Origin of the sequence: Providencia sp. wls1916 (genome assembly GCF_009706585.1) — a bacterium.
Lineage (GTDB): Bacteria > Pseudomonadota > Gammaproteobacteria > Enterobacterales > Enterobacteriaceae > Providencia > Providencia lanzhouensis.
The window spans coordinates 34,549-51,399 of the sequence record NZ_WLUL01000020.1; the positions used below are offsets into that span (position 1 = coordinate 34,549).

17 protein-coding genes and 1 other annotated feature are annotated in these 16,851 nt (G+C 42.4%); of the genes, 8 read left to right on the plus strand and 9 right to left on the minus strand.

What is annotated here, in order from left to right; translation table 11 throughout:
- Positions 1 to 48: 48 nt before the first annotated feature.
- Positions 49 to 585 carry an inosine/xanthosine triphosphatase gene (gene yjjX, locus GKR61_RS13375; RefSeq protein ID WP_006657125.1) on the minus strand — a complete coding sequence of 179 codons (537 nt, stop codon included), beginning with the start codon at positions 583 to 585 and terminating at the stop codon, positions 49 to 51.
- Between the two features lie 52 nt (positions 586 to 637).
- Between yjjX and gpmB the strand changes: the two genes are divergently transcribed.
- Complete coding sequence (gene gpmB / locus GKR61_RS13380) at positions 638 to 1,285, plus strand: 2,3-diphosphoglycerate-dependent phosphoglycerate mutase GpmB (RefSeq protein WP_036950261.1); 648 nt, start codon at positions 638 to 640, stop codon at positions 1,283 to 1,285.
- Between the two features lie 76 nt (positions 1,286 to 1,361).
- On the opposite strand, the gene robA is transcribed toward gpmB, so the two are convergent.
- Positions 1,362 to 2,264 carry an MDR efflux pump AcrAB transcriptional activator RobA gene (gene robA / locus GKR61_RS13385; protein WP_108479222.1) on the minus strand — a complete coding sequence of 301 codons (903 nt, stop codon included), beginning with the start codon at positions 2,262 to 2,264 and terminating at the stop codon, positions 1,362 to 1,364.
- A gap of 182 nt (positions 2,265 to 2,446) precedes the next feature.
- Between robA and creA the strand changes: the two genes are divergently transcribed.
- Positions 2,447 to 2,953 carry a protein CreA gene (gene creA / locus GKR61_RS13390; RefSeq protein ID WP_148444759.1) on the plus strand — a complete coding sequence of 169 codons (507 nt, stop codon included), beginning with the start codon at positions 2,447 to 2,449 and terminating at the stop codon, positions 2,951 to 2,953.
- A gap of 82 nt (positions 2,954 to 3,035) precedes the next feature.
- On the opposite strand, the gene GKR61_RS13395 is transcribed toward creA, so the two are convergent.
- Both GKR61_RS13395 and arcA read right to left on the minus strand, forming a co-directional pair.
- Entirely contained in the window at positions 3,036 to 3,839 is an 804-nt protein-coding gene (locus GKR61_RS13395; RefSeq protein ID WP_154600143.1) for an LEM-3-like GIY-YIG domain-containing protein, read from the minus strand.
- Between the two features lie 147 nt (positions 3,840 to 3,986).
- The gene (arcA, locus tag GKR61_RS13400) at positions 3,987 to 4,703 is read right to left on the minus strand and encodes a two-component system response regulator ArcA (RefSeq protein ID WP_004905684.1); all 717 of its coding nucleotides are present in this window, start codon (positions 4,701 to 4,703) and stop codon (positions 3,987 to 3,989) included.
- 1,123 nt (positions 4,704 to 5,826) lie between these two features.
- Here arcA and thrL point away from each other — a divergent pair.
- From thrL to thrC, 4 genes are all read left to right on the plus strand, one after another.
- Positions 5,827 to 5,895 (plus strand): thr operon leader peptide, encoded by a 69-nt coding sequence (gene thrL / locus GKR61_RS13405; protein ID WP_108479263.1) that lies wholly within the window; start codon positions 5,827 to 5,829, stop codon positions 5,893 to 5,895.
- Positions 5,834 to 5,955, plus strand: a sequence feature (Thr leader region). It overlaps the preceding gene by 62 nt.
- Positions 5,956 to 5,979: 24 nt before the next feature.
- Positions 5,980 to 8,439: a bifunctional aspartate kinase/homoserine dehydrogenase I gene (gene thrA / locus GKR61_RS13410; RefSeq protein ID WP_036950265.1), complete on the plus strand. Its 2,460-nt coding sequence runs from the start codon at positions 5,980 to 5,982 to the stop codon at positions 8,437 to 8,439.
- 3 nt (positions 8,440 to 8,442) lie between these two features.
- Positions 8,443 to 9,372 carry a homoserine kinase gene (thrB, locus tag GKR61_RS13415; RefSeq protein WP_230085004.1) on the plus strand — a complete coding sequence of 310 codons (930 nt, stop codon included), beginning with the start codon at positions 8,443 to 8,445 and terminating at the stop codon, positions 9,370 to 9,372.
- A 3-nt stretch (positions 9,373 to 9,375) separates the two neighbouring features.
- The gene (gene thrC / locus GKR61_RS13420; RefSeq protein WP_036950269.1) at positions 9,376 to 10,671 is read left to right on the plus strand and encodes a threonine synthase; all 1,296 of its coding nucleotides are present in this window, start codon (positions 9,376 to 9,378) and stop codon (positions 10,669 to 10,671) included.
- Positions 10,672 to 10,740: 69 nt separating this feature from the next.
- Here thrC and GKR61_RS13425 read toward each other — a convergent pair whose 3' ends face one another.
- The 4 genes from GKR61_RS13425 to yaaA form a co-directional block, all read right to left on the minus strand.
- The gene (locus GKR61_RS13425) at positions 10,741 to 11,403 is read right to left on the minus strand and encodes a hypothetical protein (RefSeq protein WP_230083165.1); all 663 of its coding nucleotides are present in this window, start codon (positions 11,401 to 11,403) and stop codon (positions 10,741 to 10,743) included.
- 58 nt (positions 11,404 to 11,461) lie between these two features.
- Positions 11,462 to 11,680 (minus strand): hypothetical protein, encoded by a 219-nt coding sequence (locus GKR61_RS13430; protein WP_154639840.1) that lies wholly within the window; start codon positions 11,678 to 11,680, stop codon positions 11,462 to 11,464.
- Between the two features lie 224 nt (positions 11,681 to 11,904).
- The gene (locus GKR61_RS13435) at positions 11,905 to 12,900 is read right to left on the minus strand and encodes an aldo/keto reductase (RefSeq protein WP_036950275.1); all 996 of its coding nucleotides are present in this window, start codon (positions 12,898 to 12,900) and stop codon (positions 11,905 to 11,907) included.
- Between the two features lie 207 nt (positions 12,901 to 13,107).
- A complete protein-coding gene (yaaA, locus tag GKR61_RS13440) occupies positions 13,108 to 13,884 on the minus strand; it encodes a peroxide stress protein YaaA (protein ID WP_036950277.1) in 777 nt (258 codons plus the stop codon).
- Positions 13,885 to 14,256: 372 nt separating this feature from the next.
- On the opposite strand from yaaA, the gene tal reads away from it, so the two are divergent.
- Both tal and mog read left to right on the plus strand, forming a co-directional pair.
- Entirely contained in the window at positions 14,257 to 15,210 is a 954-nt protein-coding gene (gene tal / locus GKR61_RS13445) for a transaldolase (RefSeq protein WP_036950279.1), read from the plus strand.
- Between the two features lie 221 nt (positions 15,211 to 15,431).
- Positions 15,432 to 16,016 carry a molybdopterin adenylyltransferase gene (gene mog / locus GKR61_RS13450; RefSeq protein ID WP_036950281.1) on the plus strand — a complete coding sequence of 195 codons (585 nt, stop codon included), beginning with the start codon at positions 15,432 to 15,434 and terminating at the stop codon, positions 16,014 to 16,016.
- A 92-nt stretch (positions 16,017 to 16,108) separates the two neighbouring features.
- Here the strand turns inward: mog and satP are convergent, their stop codons facing one another.
- Positions 16,109 to 16,675 carry an acetate uptake transporter gene (satP, locus tag GKR61_RS13455; protein ID WP_036950283.1) on the minus strand — a complete coding sequence of 189 codons (567 nt, stop codon included), beginning with the start codon at positions 16,673 to 16,675 and terminating at the stop codon, positions 16,109 to 16,111.
- Positions 16,676 to 16,851: the final 176 nt, after the last annotated feature.

Here is a 16,851-nt window from a genome sequence, read left to right on the forward strand (position 1 = left end):
TCTTATTGCTAAGAGCCCCACATGCATTTTAAATCGTTTTGAGTATAATTAGTCTTCTATGTGATTTAGCTCTTTATAAATTTCGTGTTTAATAGGAACTAAAGCCAGTATGAGTGCTTGTTGATAAACGCTGGTGCGCGTCAATACGCCATTGGTGAAGAAGCCAATCGCACCGCCTTGTTGTTTGATATTATCAATACCAGTAAGGTCAGCCATTTCATCACCCAGCTCACGACCTTCACGGATCCCCGCAAGCACTTTTTCTGGGATCATAATACTGGCAGAGCGTGATTCTCCACGGATTTGATGGTGCTCAATCACAATCCATGCAAATGTCATGTCATCTTCAACACCCGCCTCAATACCTACCCAAAAGTCAGCTTCTGGGCGTACTTGGCGTGATGCCATCACACGTTGTCTTGCTCCTGTACGGGTTTCATTATTACCGATAGGTTGCTGTGGAACACTGCTATCGACATTAATATCTTCAATTTGATAACTGCCAGGCCCAAAAACGGCATCGAAAGCAAGATGAATCGCTTTAATTTTGGCAGGATTCGTCGTTGCAGCTATAACTTGGTACATTAATTATTTTCCTTTGAACACATACTTTGTACAGTAATAACGGAACACATCTATGTTACAGGTTTATCTTGTTCGCCATGGCGAAACTGAATGGAACGTTGCACGTCGCATACAGGGACAATCTGATAGCCCGCTGACCTCACTTGGTCGTCAACAGGCCATGCAGGTTGCTCAACGGGTTAAATCCGAAGGTATTACCCATATTATCACTAGTGATATGGGACGCACACTTGAAACTGCACAAATTATTGCACAAGTGTGCGGGTGTGAAATTATCACAGAACCGCGTCTGCGTGAATTAAATATGGGTGTCTTGGAGCAACGAGAAATTGGCTCGTTGTCTGAGCAAGAAGAACAGTGGCGTCAAAGCCTGATAAATGGTGTCGAAGGTGGTCGTATTCCTGAAGGGGAATCGATGGATGAACTTTTCACGCGTATGTTTGCGGCGTTAAATAATTGCCTTGAACTACCAGAAGGAAGCCGTCCATTATTGGTTAGTCATGGCTTGGCGCTCAGTACATTATTAAGTCGTATCTTAGGTGTACCTGCAAACTCTCCACGACGTTTACGTCTGCGTAACTGCTCGTTATCTCGCGTTGATTACCAAAATAGCCCATGGTTAGCCAATGGCTGGATTGTGGAAACCGCGGGGGAGGTGACACATCTTTCTCAGCCTGCTCTTGATGAACAGCAAGGTTAAGAAATAAATCAGCGAAAAAGAAAAAGGCGTTTCAGTGTATGAAGCGCCTTTATTTTGGGTGCTTAGTTATGACGGCTTAATTAGCTTCAGGCTTTTTGATGGGAACATAATAGCTGAATGCTTCAATGTGAGTTCTTGGATCCGTATCCGTTATCTCATTGTGCGTCACATCCTTGATTTTGTAGTGTTCTACATCATAGCCTGGTCGGCGAGTGAGATTCAGTTTTGGCAAGTAGACCCCATAAACATGGTAAAGGAACTCCTGCATTCTTTCTCTCGTCGTCTCACCGCGATAATTAAATTTCACATATTCGCCTGCGGGGATCGTAACATGGCTATATTCGGTGTTACTAAAGCTCGCATCTTCGGGTTTCACTGCGGTGGTGTAAAACACAGTTTGCTCATCATCTTTCTCGGCACTATGAATCGCATGATGTAAGCCAAAGACTTCAGAAGCCACTTTGGTGGTGTGCTCTAAATAATAGCGCCAGAAAGACTGACGCATTTGCGAGCAGGCAGTTGACCACTCTTCAAGCACATAGGAACAACTTTGCTCCAAACCAACCAATGGCTGCTCGACCATCGTGACAAATTCATAATCCAATGGAGAGTGTTCATCTAACACGATCGGTGGACAAATACCGGTTGCGCACCATTCTTCAGTGCGGCGATAAAATGCAGGCGTCAAATTGAACTGTTTTTTAAAAGCGCGAGTGAAAGTTTGTTGTGAATCAAATCGATACTGTAATGCAATATCAAGAATGGGACGGCTCGTTAAGCGCAGTGCAACCGCGGCACGAGATAGGCGTCTAGCGCGAATATAAGCACCAATTGCTTGGTCGGTCACATCCTTGAACATTCTCTGTAAATGCCACTTTGAATAACCCGCTCTCGCGGCAACATTATCTAATGACAATGGTTTATCAAGGTTATCATCTATCCAACGAAGAAGGTCGCGAATAATATTTGTTTGATCCATGGATATCCCCAGGCAATACGACTCACAGAACAGATATGAGTAATCAATGAGTGGCTATTCTATAACAACTTACCTTTTTCGTTTATAGTAAATGAGTTGTATTTAAGAATTAGTTAATAAACAGAATTATTGCCGTTTAGGTTATTTAAAATTCAGATGTTAAGCTGAAAAGGGAATACTGTATGGGTTCTTCCAAATTTAAAAAAGGTATTGCGAAAGGTAATACACTGAAAAACCTCATTTTGGGATCAATGTTGTCTGCACTATCTTTTATGGCAGTCGCAGAGGAAATCGGCTCAGTTGATACTGTATTCAAGGTGCTAGGACCTGACCATAAGATAGTGGTTGAAGCCTTTGATGATCCGGATGTGGACAATGTGACTTGCTACCTAAGCCGTTCAAAAACGGGCGGGATTAAAGGTGGGCTTGGATTAGCGGAAGATACCTCGGATGCTGCCATTTCTTGCCAACAAGTGGGTCCTATTGAGCTAAATGACCGAGTGAAACGTAACCCGAAAAAAGGGCAGGTAGTTTTCCAAAAGAGAACGTCACTGGTGTTTAAAAAGCTCCAAGTGGTTCGTTTTTACGATCCAAAACGTAACGCGCTCGTCTATTTGACCTATTCTGATAAGATGATCGACGGCTCGCCTAAAAATGCGTTAAGCGCCGTGCCAATTATGCCGTGGTGATAGTGCTTTAATATAAAAATCGCCACTGATTATGTTTAAAATGAGTGGCGATTTTTGAATGATTCTCAGAAAATATAATTCACTAGATTTCTGAATCTGGATTATTAAACCCAACCTTGAAAAATGGTTGAGCGTAATTTCTATCGCGTATTATTTTTTTACCCACATAAAGCGAACGGATTTTATCATTGGCTTTTCTACCAATAAATTCCCAACGCCCACTTCCTTTATTGATATTTCGAGTAAAGTATTGCTGAGTACCTGCTTCTACCCAAGAGTGAATTTCATAGACTTCTTTAATTATGTTGTTATAGGTAGCATAAGCATATTTTATATCTTCGTTTTTACGAGGAGGGTTATGCCATACTCCACGAGTTGCTTCGAATAATTCAAGTTCACTCATATTAAATCTATAAAGTTTATTTAAAATAAACCCTATACCTTGGTGCTTAATATCTGATACATGCATAACCTCAGGTGAATAAAGTGAGGCTGTTTCTTCTAATGTTAGCCGCCCTTGTTTGAGAATATCAATATCGTTACTAGTGCTTTGACCGTTAATCTTATTAGTTAAGCCCTCTAGTCCGTGCAAATCTATACACGTTGTTTCTATCATCAAAGCAGTGTCTGAATCTAAACCATGACAAAGAATATCAATACCCAGTAAGTTTTTTTTATGTAATTCATAGATTCGTTTAAGTTTTTTGTCTTCTTTTCTTGATGCACTATCACTCGCTAATGCATCTTTAATGTGCGTTAAGCAGCGAGAACCAGTACCTTTCCCGATATAAAAAGGAATTCGGGTATTACCTTTAACTTCACATAGGGCATACACATAAGATTTTAGTTGGCTTAATGTGTTTTTATATTGGCTAAAATCGTTCATTGAATTCTACCTATTAATCATTTAGTTATAGATAGATATATATCGGCTAGTAATTCTAATTTTTTAACTCTGAAATAATGTCTTTGATATTTTATATCTAAATAAAAAAAACCGGCTTGCGCCGGCTTTTTATTAATCAGAATGAAATCACTCGTCTAAATCACCACAGAAACGATAGCCTTCACCGTGGATGGTGGCAATGATTTCTGGGGTATCTGGCGTAGACTCGAAGTGTTTACGAATGCGACGGATAGTCACATCGACTGTTCTGTCATGAGGTTTTAACTCACGGCCAGTCATTTTCTTCAGTAAGTCTGCACGAGTTTGGATTTTGCCTGGGTTTTCACAGAAGTGAAGCATTGCACGGAATTCACTACGTGGTAATTTGTAGTGCTCACCAGCAGGGCTCACTAAAGAACGGCTATTAATGTCTAATTCCCAGCCATTGAACTTATAGCTCTCAACCAGACGGCGTTCTTCTGTACCACCCGCTAAATTCATAGTACGGGACAGTAAGTTACGTGCACGGATAGTCAATTCGCGTGGGTTGAATGGTTTGGTGATATAGTCATCAGCGCCGATTTCAAGACCAAGAATCTTATCAACTTCGTTATCACGGCCAGTTAAGAACATTAATGCGATACTTTCTTGCTCACGTAGTTCACGAGCCAGCAGTAAGCCGTTTTTGCCTGGTAAGTTAATATCCATGATCACTAAGTTGATGTCATGTTCAGAAAGAACATTGTTCATTTCTTCACCATCGGTGGCTTCATGAACAACATAACCTTCCGCTTCAAAGATACTTTTCAGCGTATTACGTGTGACAATCTCGTCTTCAACGATCAAAATGTGTGGGGTCTGCATATTTGCTACCTAAAGTATTAAAATAAAAATACTGAACCCATAGGCCGTTTCCAGTTAGGTGGTTGTTGGTATGATTATCTGGAAAAACACGTCTATGAGTATAAATTTGTCTTTACATTTTTCAGTGACTTAGCGTTGCCTATCCATTAGGCTGAAGGTCATAAAACTCACCAAAACTTAAGCACTTTCCCAATATTGGGCTGTTAACAGCAATATAACAGCTAATACTGCATTTACCACCTAAAAAACTAACTTTTGTTGATACATATCAAAATCAATTGTAGCACGTTAACAATGATTGTTAGGCAGATAATTATACCAAAATTATTTGTTATAGAGATATCGAATAGACGATAAAAATAAGAGAAAAAAAGAGAGATAATGCACGTTTTTCATCGTGATACCGTACAGAAAGGTCGATATGAATAGGGATGAAGATATTTTGATTTAACTTAAGCTAAGTCACGTAAGTGATTTTTGTGTCTTTAGAACACCTTAAAATTGTCAGAGAGTAAAATTTCGTTTAGCACATCAAAATCGCGTAAAAAAAGTATTTTTGGTTTTTTATAAGAAAAACTAGGTGATTACACTTACTTGCTTTGCGTGAATCTATTTTGTTTTACAAAAAAATAACAAGACTCCTCAGAACTATCTGAATTAATGTTTGCATGCTTATAATTAACTAAATGACTATTTGGTTTCTTATGTGCAATTTTGATCTGAAACTAAGTAGGTTTCTTTAAGGTTGGTGCAAATCTTGATCAAGATTAATCGAAGAGAGAAAGATAGGACATCAGTGGCAATTTATTTCAAATTTACTGTTGAGAAATACGGTTAAAATACCGTCATCAAATTTGGTGTTTGATTGTTTTTTGTACATGTGAGGCGCTAATTTTTTAAATAAAATTAAAATCTATTAATTTTAGAATTAATGAATTTTACAACTGGAATATCTAGGCTAGCTCTCTTTTTATGAAGATGTTTTTGATGAATACAGTGGATCTCCGCGCTGAATTACCGCTTCTTTTGAGGTCATAAATACAAATAAATTTGACATTATTGTGTGATTACTTTAACCGTATAGGGAGAAACCGAAATGTTCCCTACGAGACAAACAAATTTTATGCGTAACATCAGCCTGACTACGATTATTACCACCACCACCGTGACCACAGGAAACGGGGCGGGCTGACGCATCCAAAAAATAAAAATGAAAAAGCCCGCATCCTAAAAAGATGTGGGCTTTTTTTTGGCGCTAATTCAGGAGAGAAATACCATGCGTGTGCTTAAATTTGGCGGTACTTCAGTCGCAAATGACGAACGGGTACTTAATGTTGCTGATATCGCGGAAAGCAAATTGGCAGATGGACAAGTCGCGTTGGTGCTATCTGCACCCGCGAAAATCACTAACCATTTGGTGGCGATGATTGAAAAAACGGCAGCAGGTCAGGATGTCATCACGCATGTGAGTGATGCAGAAATGATTTTTGCTAATCTCTTAAAAGGATTGAAAGAAAAGCAGCCCGGGTTTGAATATGACAAGCTGAAAAAGCTGACTGAACACGAATTCGCGCAAATCAAACAAGTACTGCATGGTATTACTCTTCTAGGACAATGTCCTGATAGCATCAACGCCTCTATTATCTGCCGTGGTGAGAAGCTCTCTATCGCCATCATGGAATCTGTATTAAAAGCTCGCGGTCACAAAGTCACCGTGATTGATCCGGTGAAAAGCTTGCTAGCAAAAGGTCACTATCTTGAATCCACCGTTGATATCAATGAATCCACTAAACGTATTGCAGAGTTGAACATCCCTAAAGATCATTTCGTGTTGATGGCAGGCTTTACGGCTGGAAATGAGAAGGGTGAACTGGTGGTGTTAGGACGTAATGGTTCCGACTATTCGGCTGCGGTATTAGCGGCATGTTTACGTGCAGATTGCTGTGAAATTTGGACAGATGTTGATGGGGTTTATACTTGTGACCCACGTTTAGTGCCTGATGCCCGTTTACTCAAAGGGATGTCATACCAAGAAGCGATGGAGCTTTCTTATTTTGGCGCGAAAGTCTTACACCCTCGTACTATCGCCCCAATTGCACAATTCCAAATCCCTTGCCTGATCAAAAACACCACTAATCCAAGTGCACCGGGTACGCTGATTGGTGATGGTCAAACGGATGTTAGTACACCAGTGAAAGGGATCACTAACCTGAATAATATGGCGATGATCAACGTCTCAGGTCCGGGTATGAAAGGCATGGTTGGTATGGCAGCACGTATTTTCTCGGTCATGTCCCGTAAAGGGATCTCCGTGGTGCTGATCACGCAATCATCGTCGGAATACAGTATCAGCTTCTGCGTGCCGCAAAATGAGCTACAGCGCGCTCGTGGCGCATTAGAAGAAGAGTTTTATTTAGAGCTTAAAGACGGGGTATTAGACCCGTTAGATGTGATGGAGCAACTGTCCATCATCTCCGTTGTTGGGGATGGTATGCGTACATTAAAAGGCATCTCCGCACGTTTCTTCTCAGCATTAACCCGCGGCAATATCAACATCGTTGCTATCGCGCAAGGCTCGTCCGAGCGTTCAATCTCTGCGGTGATCGCCAATGAGTCTGCCACTTCAGCGGTGCGTTTATGTCACCAAATGCTGTTCAATGCTGAGCAAGTGATTGAAGCCTTTATTGTCGGAGTGGGCGGCGTCGGTAATGCGTTGATCGAACAGATCCACCGTCAACAACAGTGGCTGAAACAAAAACATATTGATCTACGTGTCTGTGGGATAGCGAACTCAAGAGCGATGCTGATCAATATGCAAGGAATTGACTTAGATAATTGGAAAGCTGAATTAGCTGAAGCCAAAGAAGCGTTTAGCCTCAGCCGTCTGATCCGTTTAGAGCGTGAGTACCATTTTTTAAACCCGGTGATCATCGACTGTACGTCTAACCAAGAGATCGCAGAGCAATATGCTAGCTTCTTAAAAGATGGCTTTAACGTCGTCACGCCGAACAAAAAAGCCAACACATTGTCGATGGATTATTATCATCAACTTCGTGCTGCCGCCGAGAGCTCAAAACGTAAATTCCTTTATGATACCAACGTAGGGGCGGGTTTACCGGTTATCGAAAACCTACAAAACTTACTGAACGCAGGGGATGAATTAGTTCATTTCAGTGGAATCTTGTCAGGATCCTTGTCATTTATTTTCGGTAAATTGGATGAAGGAATGTCCTTATCAGAAGCGACAACGTTAGCGAAGGAAAAAGGCTTCACCGAGCCAGATCCACGCGACGATTTATCCGGTATGGATGTGGCGCGTAAATTACTGATTTTAGCCCGTGAAGCGGGTTATGAATTAGAACTTAGCGACATCAATATTGAATCTGTACTTCCTGCTGATTTCGACAGTTCAGGCAGTGTTGCCGAGTTTATGGCGCGTTTACCACAACTTGACGCCCAGTTTGCTGCGCGGATAAAAGCGGCAGAAGCAGAGGAAAAAGTGTTACGCTATGTGGGTCTTATCGAAGAAGGTCGCTGTCAGGTGAAAATGGTTGCCGTTGATGGAAATGACCCACTGTTTAAAGTAAAAAATGGCGAAAACGCACTGGCATTCTACACACGCTACTATCAACCAATTCCTTTAGTTCTCAGAGGTTACGGTGCTGGTAATGATGTAACTGCAGCGGGTGTATTTGCGGATATGCTGCGTACCCTATCATGGAAATTGGGAGTTTAAGAAGTGATCAAAGTTTATGCACCCGCTTCAATTGGTAATGTGAGCGTTGGATTTGATGTGCTAGGCGCAGCAGTCTCTCCGATTGATGGCTCACTGCTCGGTGACTGTGTCAGCATTGAAGCGGCAGAGACATTTTCATTAGAAAACCAAGGTCGATTTGTTTCTAAGCTACCGAAAAAAATGGAACACAACATTGTTTACCAATGCTGGGAACTGTTTTGCGAGCGTCTTGGTAAAAAACTGAACGTGGCAATGACCCTTGAAAAGAATATGCCAATTGGTTCGGGTTTAGGTTCAAGTGCTTGCTCCGTCGTCGCTGCACTGATGGCACTCAATGAGTTTGCAGATAAGCCATTTGACCAAACCGCACTGCTTGGCATGATGGGCGAGCTAGAAGGGCGTATTTCAGGCAGTATTCACTATGACAACGTCGCGCCATGCTACTTGGGGGGCTTACAGCTGATCATCGAGCAAAATGGCATTATTTCTCAGCCCGTCCCTGCGTTTGAAAACTGGTATTGGGTGATGGCCTATCCGGGTATTAAAGTCTCTACCGCAGAAGCGCGAGCCATTTTACCCGATAGCTATTCTCGCCATGATATTGTAAATCATGGGCGCTATTTATCAGGCTTTATCCATGCATGTCATACTCATCAGCCTGAGCTAGCGGTCACGATGATCAAAGACGTCGTCGCAGAGCCATACCGTACTCAGTTGCTGCCAGGTTTTGCGAAGGCACGAGAACATGCGAAGCAAATTGGTGCTCTGGCATGTGGTATTTCGGGATCAGGACCAACAATTTTTACCATTTGTGATGATAAAAAAATCGCAGAAGAGATGGTGCAGTACCTACAACAACATTACATTCAAAATGATGAGGGCTTTGTGCATATCTGTCGTTTAGATATGGCGGGTGCAAGGACAATAGGGTAAACGATGAAACTGTATAATTTAAAAGATAACAACGAACAAGTCAGCTTCGCGCAAGCCGTGAAACAAGGGTTAGGTAAGCAACAAGGGCTATTTTTCCCTCAAGACTTACCTGAGTTTAGCGCCAGTGAAATTGATGAATTACTGAAGTTGGATTTTGTCACTCGTAGTAGCCGTATCTTAAACGCGTTTATTGGAGATGAAATTCCAGCTGAGCAGCTCGCTGAGCGTGTTAAAACGGCTTTTGCATTTCCTGCACCTGTTTCCAAAGTTGAAGATGATGTGGCTACGTTAGAGCTGTATCACGGACCAACACTGGCATTTAAAGACTTTGGCGGTCGCTTCATGGCGCAAGCGTTAGGTCAAGTAGCTGGTGGTGCGCCAGTCACTATCTTAACCGCGACATCTGGTGATACCGGCGCTGCTGTTGCCCATGCATTCTATGGTTTGGATAATGTTCAAGTGGTTATCTTATACCCAGAAGGCAAAATCAGCCCACTGCAAGAAAAACTATTCTGTACGCTGGGTAAAAACATCCATACTGTGGCTATCAAAGATGATTTTGATGCGTGTCAGGCGATGGTCAAACACGCTTTTGATGATGAAGAACTGAAAAAAGCCCTGTATTTGAACTCTGCGAACTCCATCAATATTAGCCGTCTGTTAGCGCAGATTTGTTATTATTTTGAAGCGGTTGCTCAGATCCCAGCAGAAAAACGCGATCAACTAGTGATCTCTGTGCCAAGTGGTAACTTTGGGGATTTAACGGCAGGCTTGCTGGCGAAATCTATGGGATTACCAGTGAAACGTTTTATCGCTGCCACTAACGTTAATGACACGGTTCCGCGTTATTTAGTTGATGGTAAATGGGCGCCACATCAAACCGTTGCGACTTTATCTAACGCAATGGATGTCAGCCAGCCAAATAACTGGCCGCGTATTGAAGAGTTATTCCGTCGCAAAGGTTGGTCATTGAAAGAGTTAGGTTACGGTGCAGTGAGTGATGAAGTGACTCAAGAAACCGTACGTGAGTTAGATAAGAAAGGGTATTTATCGGAGCCTCATGCAGCGGTTGCTTATCGAGTCCTGCGTGATCAGCTGCAAGATGGTGAATATGGCCTGTTCTTAGGAACTGCTCATCCTGCGAAATTTAAGGAGAGCGTGGAAGCTATCTTAAATAAACAAATTTCGCTGCCAAAAGAGCTGGCGGAACGTGCAGATTTACCTCTGCTTTCTCACTTCTTACCGTCAAATTTTGCTCAATTACGCGAATTCTTAATGAAGTTAGCACCGAAACAATAATTGAAACCTGCGATTGACGGGGATCTTAATAACGGAAGCTGTATTGGCTTCCGTTTTTTTGAGGAAAAGCTAATAATTAGAGCCGTCCGTGCCATTTTGACCGCCATCGGGTCCTCCTTTACCACCTTTGCCCGCTTGTCCTCCAATACCTGCATTTCCTCCATTGCCGCCATCGCCACTACCAGAGCCATCCCCTCCATTACCGCCATGACCGCCATTGCTTCCTCCGTGTCCGCCATTGCCGCCATTGCCGTTGACGGAACCATTTCCACCGTTCCCCCCGTTACCTAGACCATCTCCGTTACCGCCGTGTCCGCCGTCTCCACCATTCACGCCACCATTTCCGCCGTTGCCACCATTTCCATTACTGCCGGGCGTCGCGTGACCTCCGTGGTTGCCATGACCATGACTGCCACCGTTGCCACCATTTCCACCATGTTGACCATTACCTCCGCTGCCGCCATTACCACCGATTCCGCCATTACCGCCGTTTCCTCCACTGCCATTTTGTCCATGAGTTCCATTTATGCCATTTTCGGAAAAATGGAAATAATAATTTCGGTAATAAAAAGGAATGCAGGAATTAGACTGAGAAATATTATCGATAAAAATGGTTTTATTTAAATGGAATAAAGTGTTTTTATTTGATTGAATATAATTGGAATGACTTAATGTTGGTATTGCAGTGAGAAATAAAATAGAGAAAAATTGAAATAGAGATTGATTAACCATTGTATCCTCCATCCCCCTTCGTATGTGAAGGGGGAAATAATTAAATAATCGGGTTTATTTAATTTCCATTACCACTGTTACCACCATTGCCTCCATGCCCGCCACTACCACCGCTTCCACCGTTACCACCATTGCCCCCATGCCCACCGTTACCGCCATTTCCTCCGTTGCTCCACAGATATTCGGTATCCGTTTGTTGGGCGTTGGTCGATATAGTCATGGAAAGTGCGGATAAAGGGAATAATAAGGTGATTAAGACAGTAGAGATTTTACGCATATAAATTCCTCGTTATAAAGTGAATTAATTAAACTGCAAATAAAGCTTAAATGACTCACTTAAATAATTAAAGAATGTTATCGATTAATTAATGACTCAAATTTGTTTTGTATGAATATAAAATAATAAACCAGAATGTTATTCGTTCGTTTGTATTTAAATTAAAGATAATAAATAGAAAGCTATCCCTTAAATATATTTTAAGAGATAGCGATAGGAAGGGCTTAGATTGAGTCTTCGAGGATCAGCTCAATGGCTTTTAACTCATTTTGGCTAAAATCACGATTTTCCATCATGCCGAGAGCGTCATCGATTTGGCTGATACGGCTTGCGCCGATAAGCACGGAAGTAATGCGGTCGTGGCGCAGTAACCACGCTAAAGACATTTGGCTCAATTTTTGTCCTCGACTTAAGGCTAACTCATTGAGTTTTTTCACTTTTGCTAAAATGGCGGATGTAAGCCTCTCTGGCGGCAGTGATGGATTACCTGCTGCGCGAGAATCAGCGGGAATACCATTGAGATAGCGATCCGTTAAAATACCTCCGGCCAGTGGTGAGTAGGCAATCGAGCCGACACCTTCCTCTTCGAGCAAATCGAGGAGACCTTCTTCTGGGGTACGTTCTAGCATGGAGTATTTAGGTTGATGAATAAGGCAGGGGGTGCCCAGTTGATTGAGAATACGGATAGCTTCTTGCGCTGTTTCTGCTGGGTAATTCGAAATTCCCACATAAAGCGCTTTACCTTGTCGAACGATCAAATCAAGGGCTGCCATGGTCTCTTCTAATGGAGTTTGAGGATCGGGTCTATGGTGATAGAAAATATCCACATAATCGACGCCAATTCTTTTTAAACTTTGGTTAAGACTGGCAACTAAATATTTTTTACTGCCCCAATCACCATAAGGACCTTCCCACATGGTGTAACCTGCTTTGGAGGAGATCACCATTTCATCGCGATAAGGACGAAAATCTTGTTGTAGAATGCGACCAAATTGTTGTTCTGCGGAGCCAGGAGGTGGCCCGTAATTGTTGGCGAGATCAAAATGGGTGATCCCATGATCAAACGCATGTCTTAACATGGCTCGGCAGTTCTCAATTGGCTTGTTGTCACCAAAATTATGCCAGAGTCCTAAAGAGACAAGGGGGAGCTTTAATCCACTCCGACCGCACTGACGATATTCCATATCTGTGTAACGATGTGACGCAGCAGAATATGGCATGGCTCACCTCCAAAATAAATGGCAAAGATTTACTCGAATTTTGGCATAACTCTGTCGAGCTCACTGGTGAAAGAATGCTATACAGCTTAAGAGGTGATTGTTTTATCGCCAGATTGTGACGGGGATTTGAAATAAGATATCGTATGTTGAGTATGAGGCTTATAGGGTGTGATGCATTCCCCATAAGCCAACGTAGTGAGTCTATGATTAGGCTTGCTCAGGTCGTGTAAAGACTAATTCATTACCTTTCGACTGCGCTTGATCAAATTGGTAGCCTTCTAGATTAAAGTCAGATAGCTGTTCGGATTTAGTCAGTTTATTTTGAATGATAAAACGGCTCATTAATCCGCGAGCTTTTTTTGCATAAAAACTGATGACTTTATATTTGCCATTTTTCTCATCTAAGAAAACGGGTTTAATAATTTCAGCATCTAATTTTTTGGTATTCACAGACTTAAAATATTCATCAGAAGCTAAATTAACAAGGATATTATCTCCTTGCGCTGCCAGTGCTTTATTTAAATGCTGAGTGATGATATCTCCCCAGAATTCATATAAGTCTTTACCACGGCTGTTTTTAAGGCGAATTCCCATTTCCAAGCGATAAGGCTGCATTAAGTCTAATGGACGCAGCACACCATATAGGCCGGACAACATACGTAAATGTTGCTGAGCAAATTCAAAATCAGCGGGAGAAAACGTTTCGGCTTGCATGCCGGTATACACGTCCCCTTTGAAGGCGAGGATGGCTTGGCGTGCATTATCAGGGGTAAAGTTTGGCTGCCATTCACCGAAACGCGCCGCATTCAGCCCTGCAAGTTTATCACTAATTTTCATTAAGCTGGCGATATCCGCTGGCGTGAGTTTTCGGCATGTTTTAATTAGTTTTTCAGACTCAGCGAGGAGCTCGGGTTGAGTAAACGTGTCGATAGCGAGCGGGCTTTCGTAGTCTAATGTCTTGGCAGGTGAAATAGTAATCAGCATAACTTAACCCTTGTGATAGTAAATTTATCCATTACTTTAACAAAAAATCAGATGAAATGGCGAATCGCTGTAATAAGTCGCGCTTATGGTGGTTATCTGGTTTACTGATGAGATTACTCTACCTAGCTAAATGCATTCAGTTCCTAGGGATACCGCGAAAACGATTGCTGATCAAATAGTTGCTTTCAAGGATATTTCCTCGCTTGCAGCAACGTAGATGCGTGATATTATCATGGGACGGTGCGGCGCTAGCCTCAATTCCTTAATAATACACAAAGTAGTTTAAGTTGCGGGTAGATGGCAAGGGTGAGTGAATGTAGCCAACACCCCTACAACTTGAAGTATGACGGGTATAACAACGAGATTAAAGAAATGACCGACAAACTAACCTCCTTACGTAGTCTGACAACTGTTGTTGCCGATACTGGCGACATCGAAGCGATGAAGCTGTACAAACCACAAGATGCGACGACAAACCCATCGCTGATTTTAAATGCTGCACAAATTCCTGAGTACCGTAAATTAATTGATGAAGCGGTAGAGTGGGCGCGTAAGCAAAGCAATAACCGTGAACAACAAGTTGTCGATGCATGTGACAAACTGGCTGTTAATATCGGTTTAGAAATTCTGAAATTAGTCCCAGGTCGTATTTCAACAGAAGTTGATGCGCGTCTTTCTTATGATGAAGAAGCGTGTATTACTAAAGCTCGCCGTCTGATGAAAATGTATAACGAAGCGGGTATCAGCAATGATCGCATTTTGATCAAATTAGCCTCTACTTGGCAGGGTATCCGCGCGGCGGAAAAACTGGAAAAAGAAGGCATCAACTGTAACTTAACTTTATTATTCTCTTTTGCTCAAGCGCGTGCTTGTGCGGAAGCTGGTGTTTACCTGATCTCTCCATTCGTAGGTCGTATCCTTGACTGGTACAAAGCAAACACCGATAAAAAAGAGTTTGCTGCACATGAAGATCCAGGCGTGGTTTCTGTGACTGAAATCTACAACTTCTATAAAGCACATGGTTATAAAACCGTCGTGATGGGCGCAAGCTTCCGTAACGTAGGTGAAATCATTGAGCTGGCAGGTTGTGACCGCCTGACTATCTCTCCAGCGCTGCTGAAAGAGCTGTCTGAATCACAAGGCGAATTAGTGTGTAAACTGAAAGATGAAGGTAAAACTCAAGAGCCAGGCGCTAAACTGACTGAAGCTGAGTTCTACTGGCAGCATAATCAAGATCCAATGGCGGTTGATAAACTGTCTGACGGTATCCGTAAGTTTGCTGTAGACCAAGAAAAACTGGAAAAAATGATCGCAGCTCTGCTGTAATTTCCTTTTTCTTAGAAAACCCAGTCAGTTGGCTGGGTTTTTTTATGCTGCGTTTTCATTGATTAAACTCTCAATTCCACATTTCGACACAAACACGACGCTGTCAGGCATTCGACCTCATGGTATGATGCACCATGTTTATCATTATTGGCTTGGTATGAATTAAGTTAGTATTTTCTCGCCAAATGAACGAATTTAAATGATTAATTTTTGAGGTTTGTATGAATGAGTTGCGCATAGGTCTGGTGTCGGTTTCTGATCGTGCTTCAGGCGGTATCTACGAAGATAAAGGGATCCCAGCACTGGAGGAGTGGCTAACGAAAACCATCACCACGCCTTTTCGTTTAGAAACTCGTTTGATCCCTGATGAGCAAGTCATGATAGAGCAAACGTTGTGTGAGCTGGTGGATGAATTTTCCTGTCATTTAGTCCTGACCACAGGCGGCACAGGTCCTGCTCGTCGAGATGTCACCCCAGATGCAACGCTTGCAGTTGCCGATCGCGAAATGCCTGGCTTTGGTGAGCAGATGCGCCAAATTAGCCTGAAGTTCGTGCCGACGGCGATTTTATCTCGCCAAGTTGGCGTGATCCGCAATCAGTCACTGATTTTAAACTTACCGGGGCAGCCAAAGGCGATTGCTGAAACCCTAGAAGGGCTGAAAGATAAAGAAGGAAATGTGCTGGTATCAGGCATTTTTGCGAGTGTGCCATACTGCATTCAACTACTTGATGGCCCATACATTGAAACAGACGAAAGCATCGTTAAAGCTTTCCGACCAAAGTCGGCTATTCGCACAGCCGAGTAATCCCTTCTAAAAAATCAGGCAGAACGTGATGTCTGCCTGATAATTCTTGTTACAGTTTTCTTTCTGTCTATTTAGCTTAACAGGCTATCGACTCAGCTGCGTTGGCCAATTGGCAGGATGGTTTTGCCATACTGCTCATTTAAGATCTCAGCGACAGCCAGATAGAATGCGCTCGCTCCACAGATAATTCCTTCATAGCCCGCATATTGAAGCAGAGTGGAATCGTTGGTCAAATTACCCACCGCTAACATTGCAAACAGTACGGTTAGGCTGCCAAAGATAAATTGCAGCACAAAATTTGCTTTGAAGGTGCCTAAGAACATAAAGAAAGTAAAGATCCCCCATAAGAGAAGGAACATCCCTAAAAATGTAGGGTCAGTTGCTTCAGCTAATCCCATGGTCGGTAAAAACAGCAGACCAACTAACGCAAGCCAAAAGAAGCCGTAAGAGGTAAATGCAGTCGCACCGAACGTATTACCTTTCTTATATTCAATAAGCCCAGCAATCACTTGCGCGATACCACCATAGAAAATCCCCATACTTAAAATCACAGATGAGAGAGGGAAAAAGCCTGCATTATGAATATTCAGCAGGATTGTTGTCATACCAAAGCCCAATAAACCGAGTGGGCCTGGATTGGCAAGCGAACTAGATTGCATATAACCTCTGGTAAAGTATTTAAAAATCAAATAGATACAATAAACTTTTGTAGCCCCATAGGACGGGGAGGCGCATAATACGCAGTTTTAATTGTCGAAACAATGATCAAGAGACGGGTTTTTTTGCATTAAATGTAAAACTTTTTTAGTTTTGCCCCTTGATGAATGAATTTGTG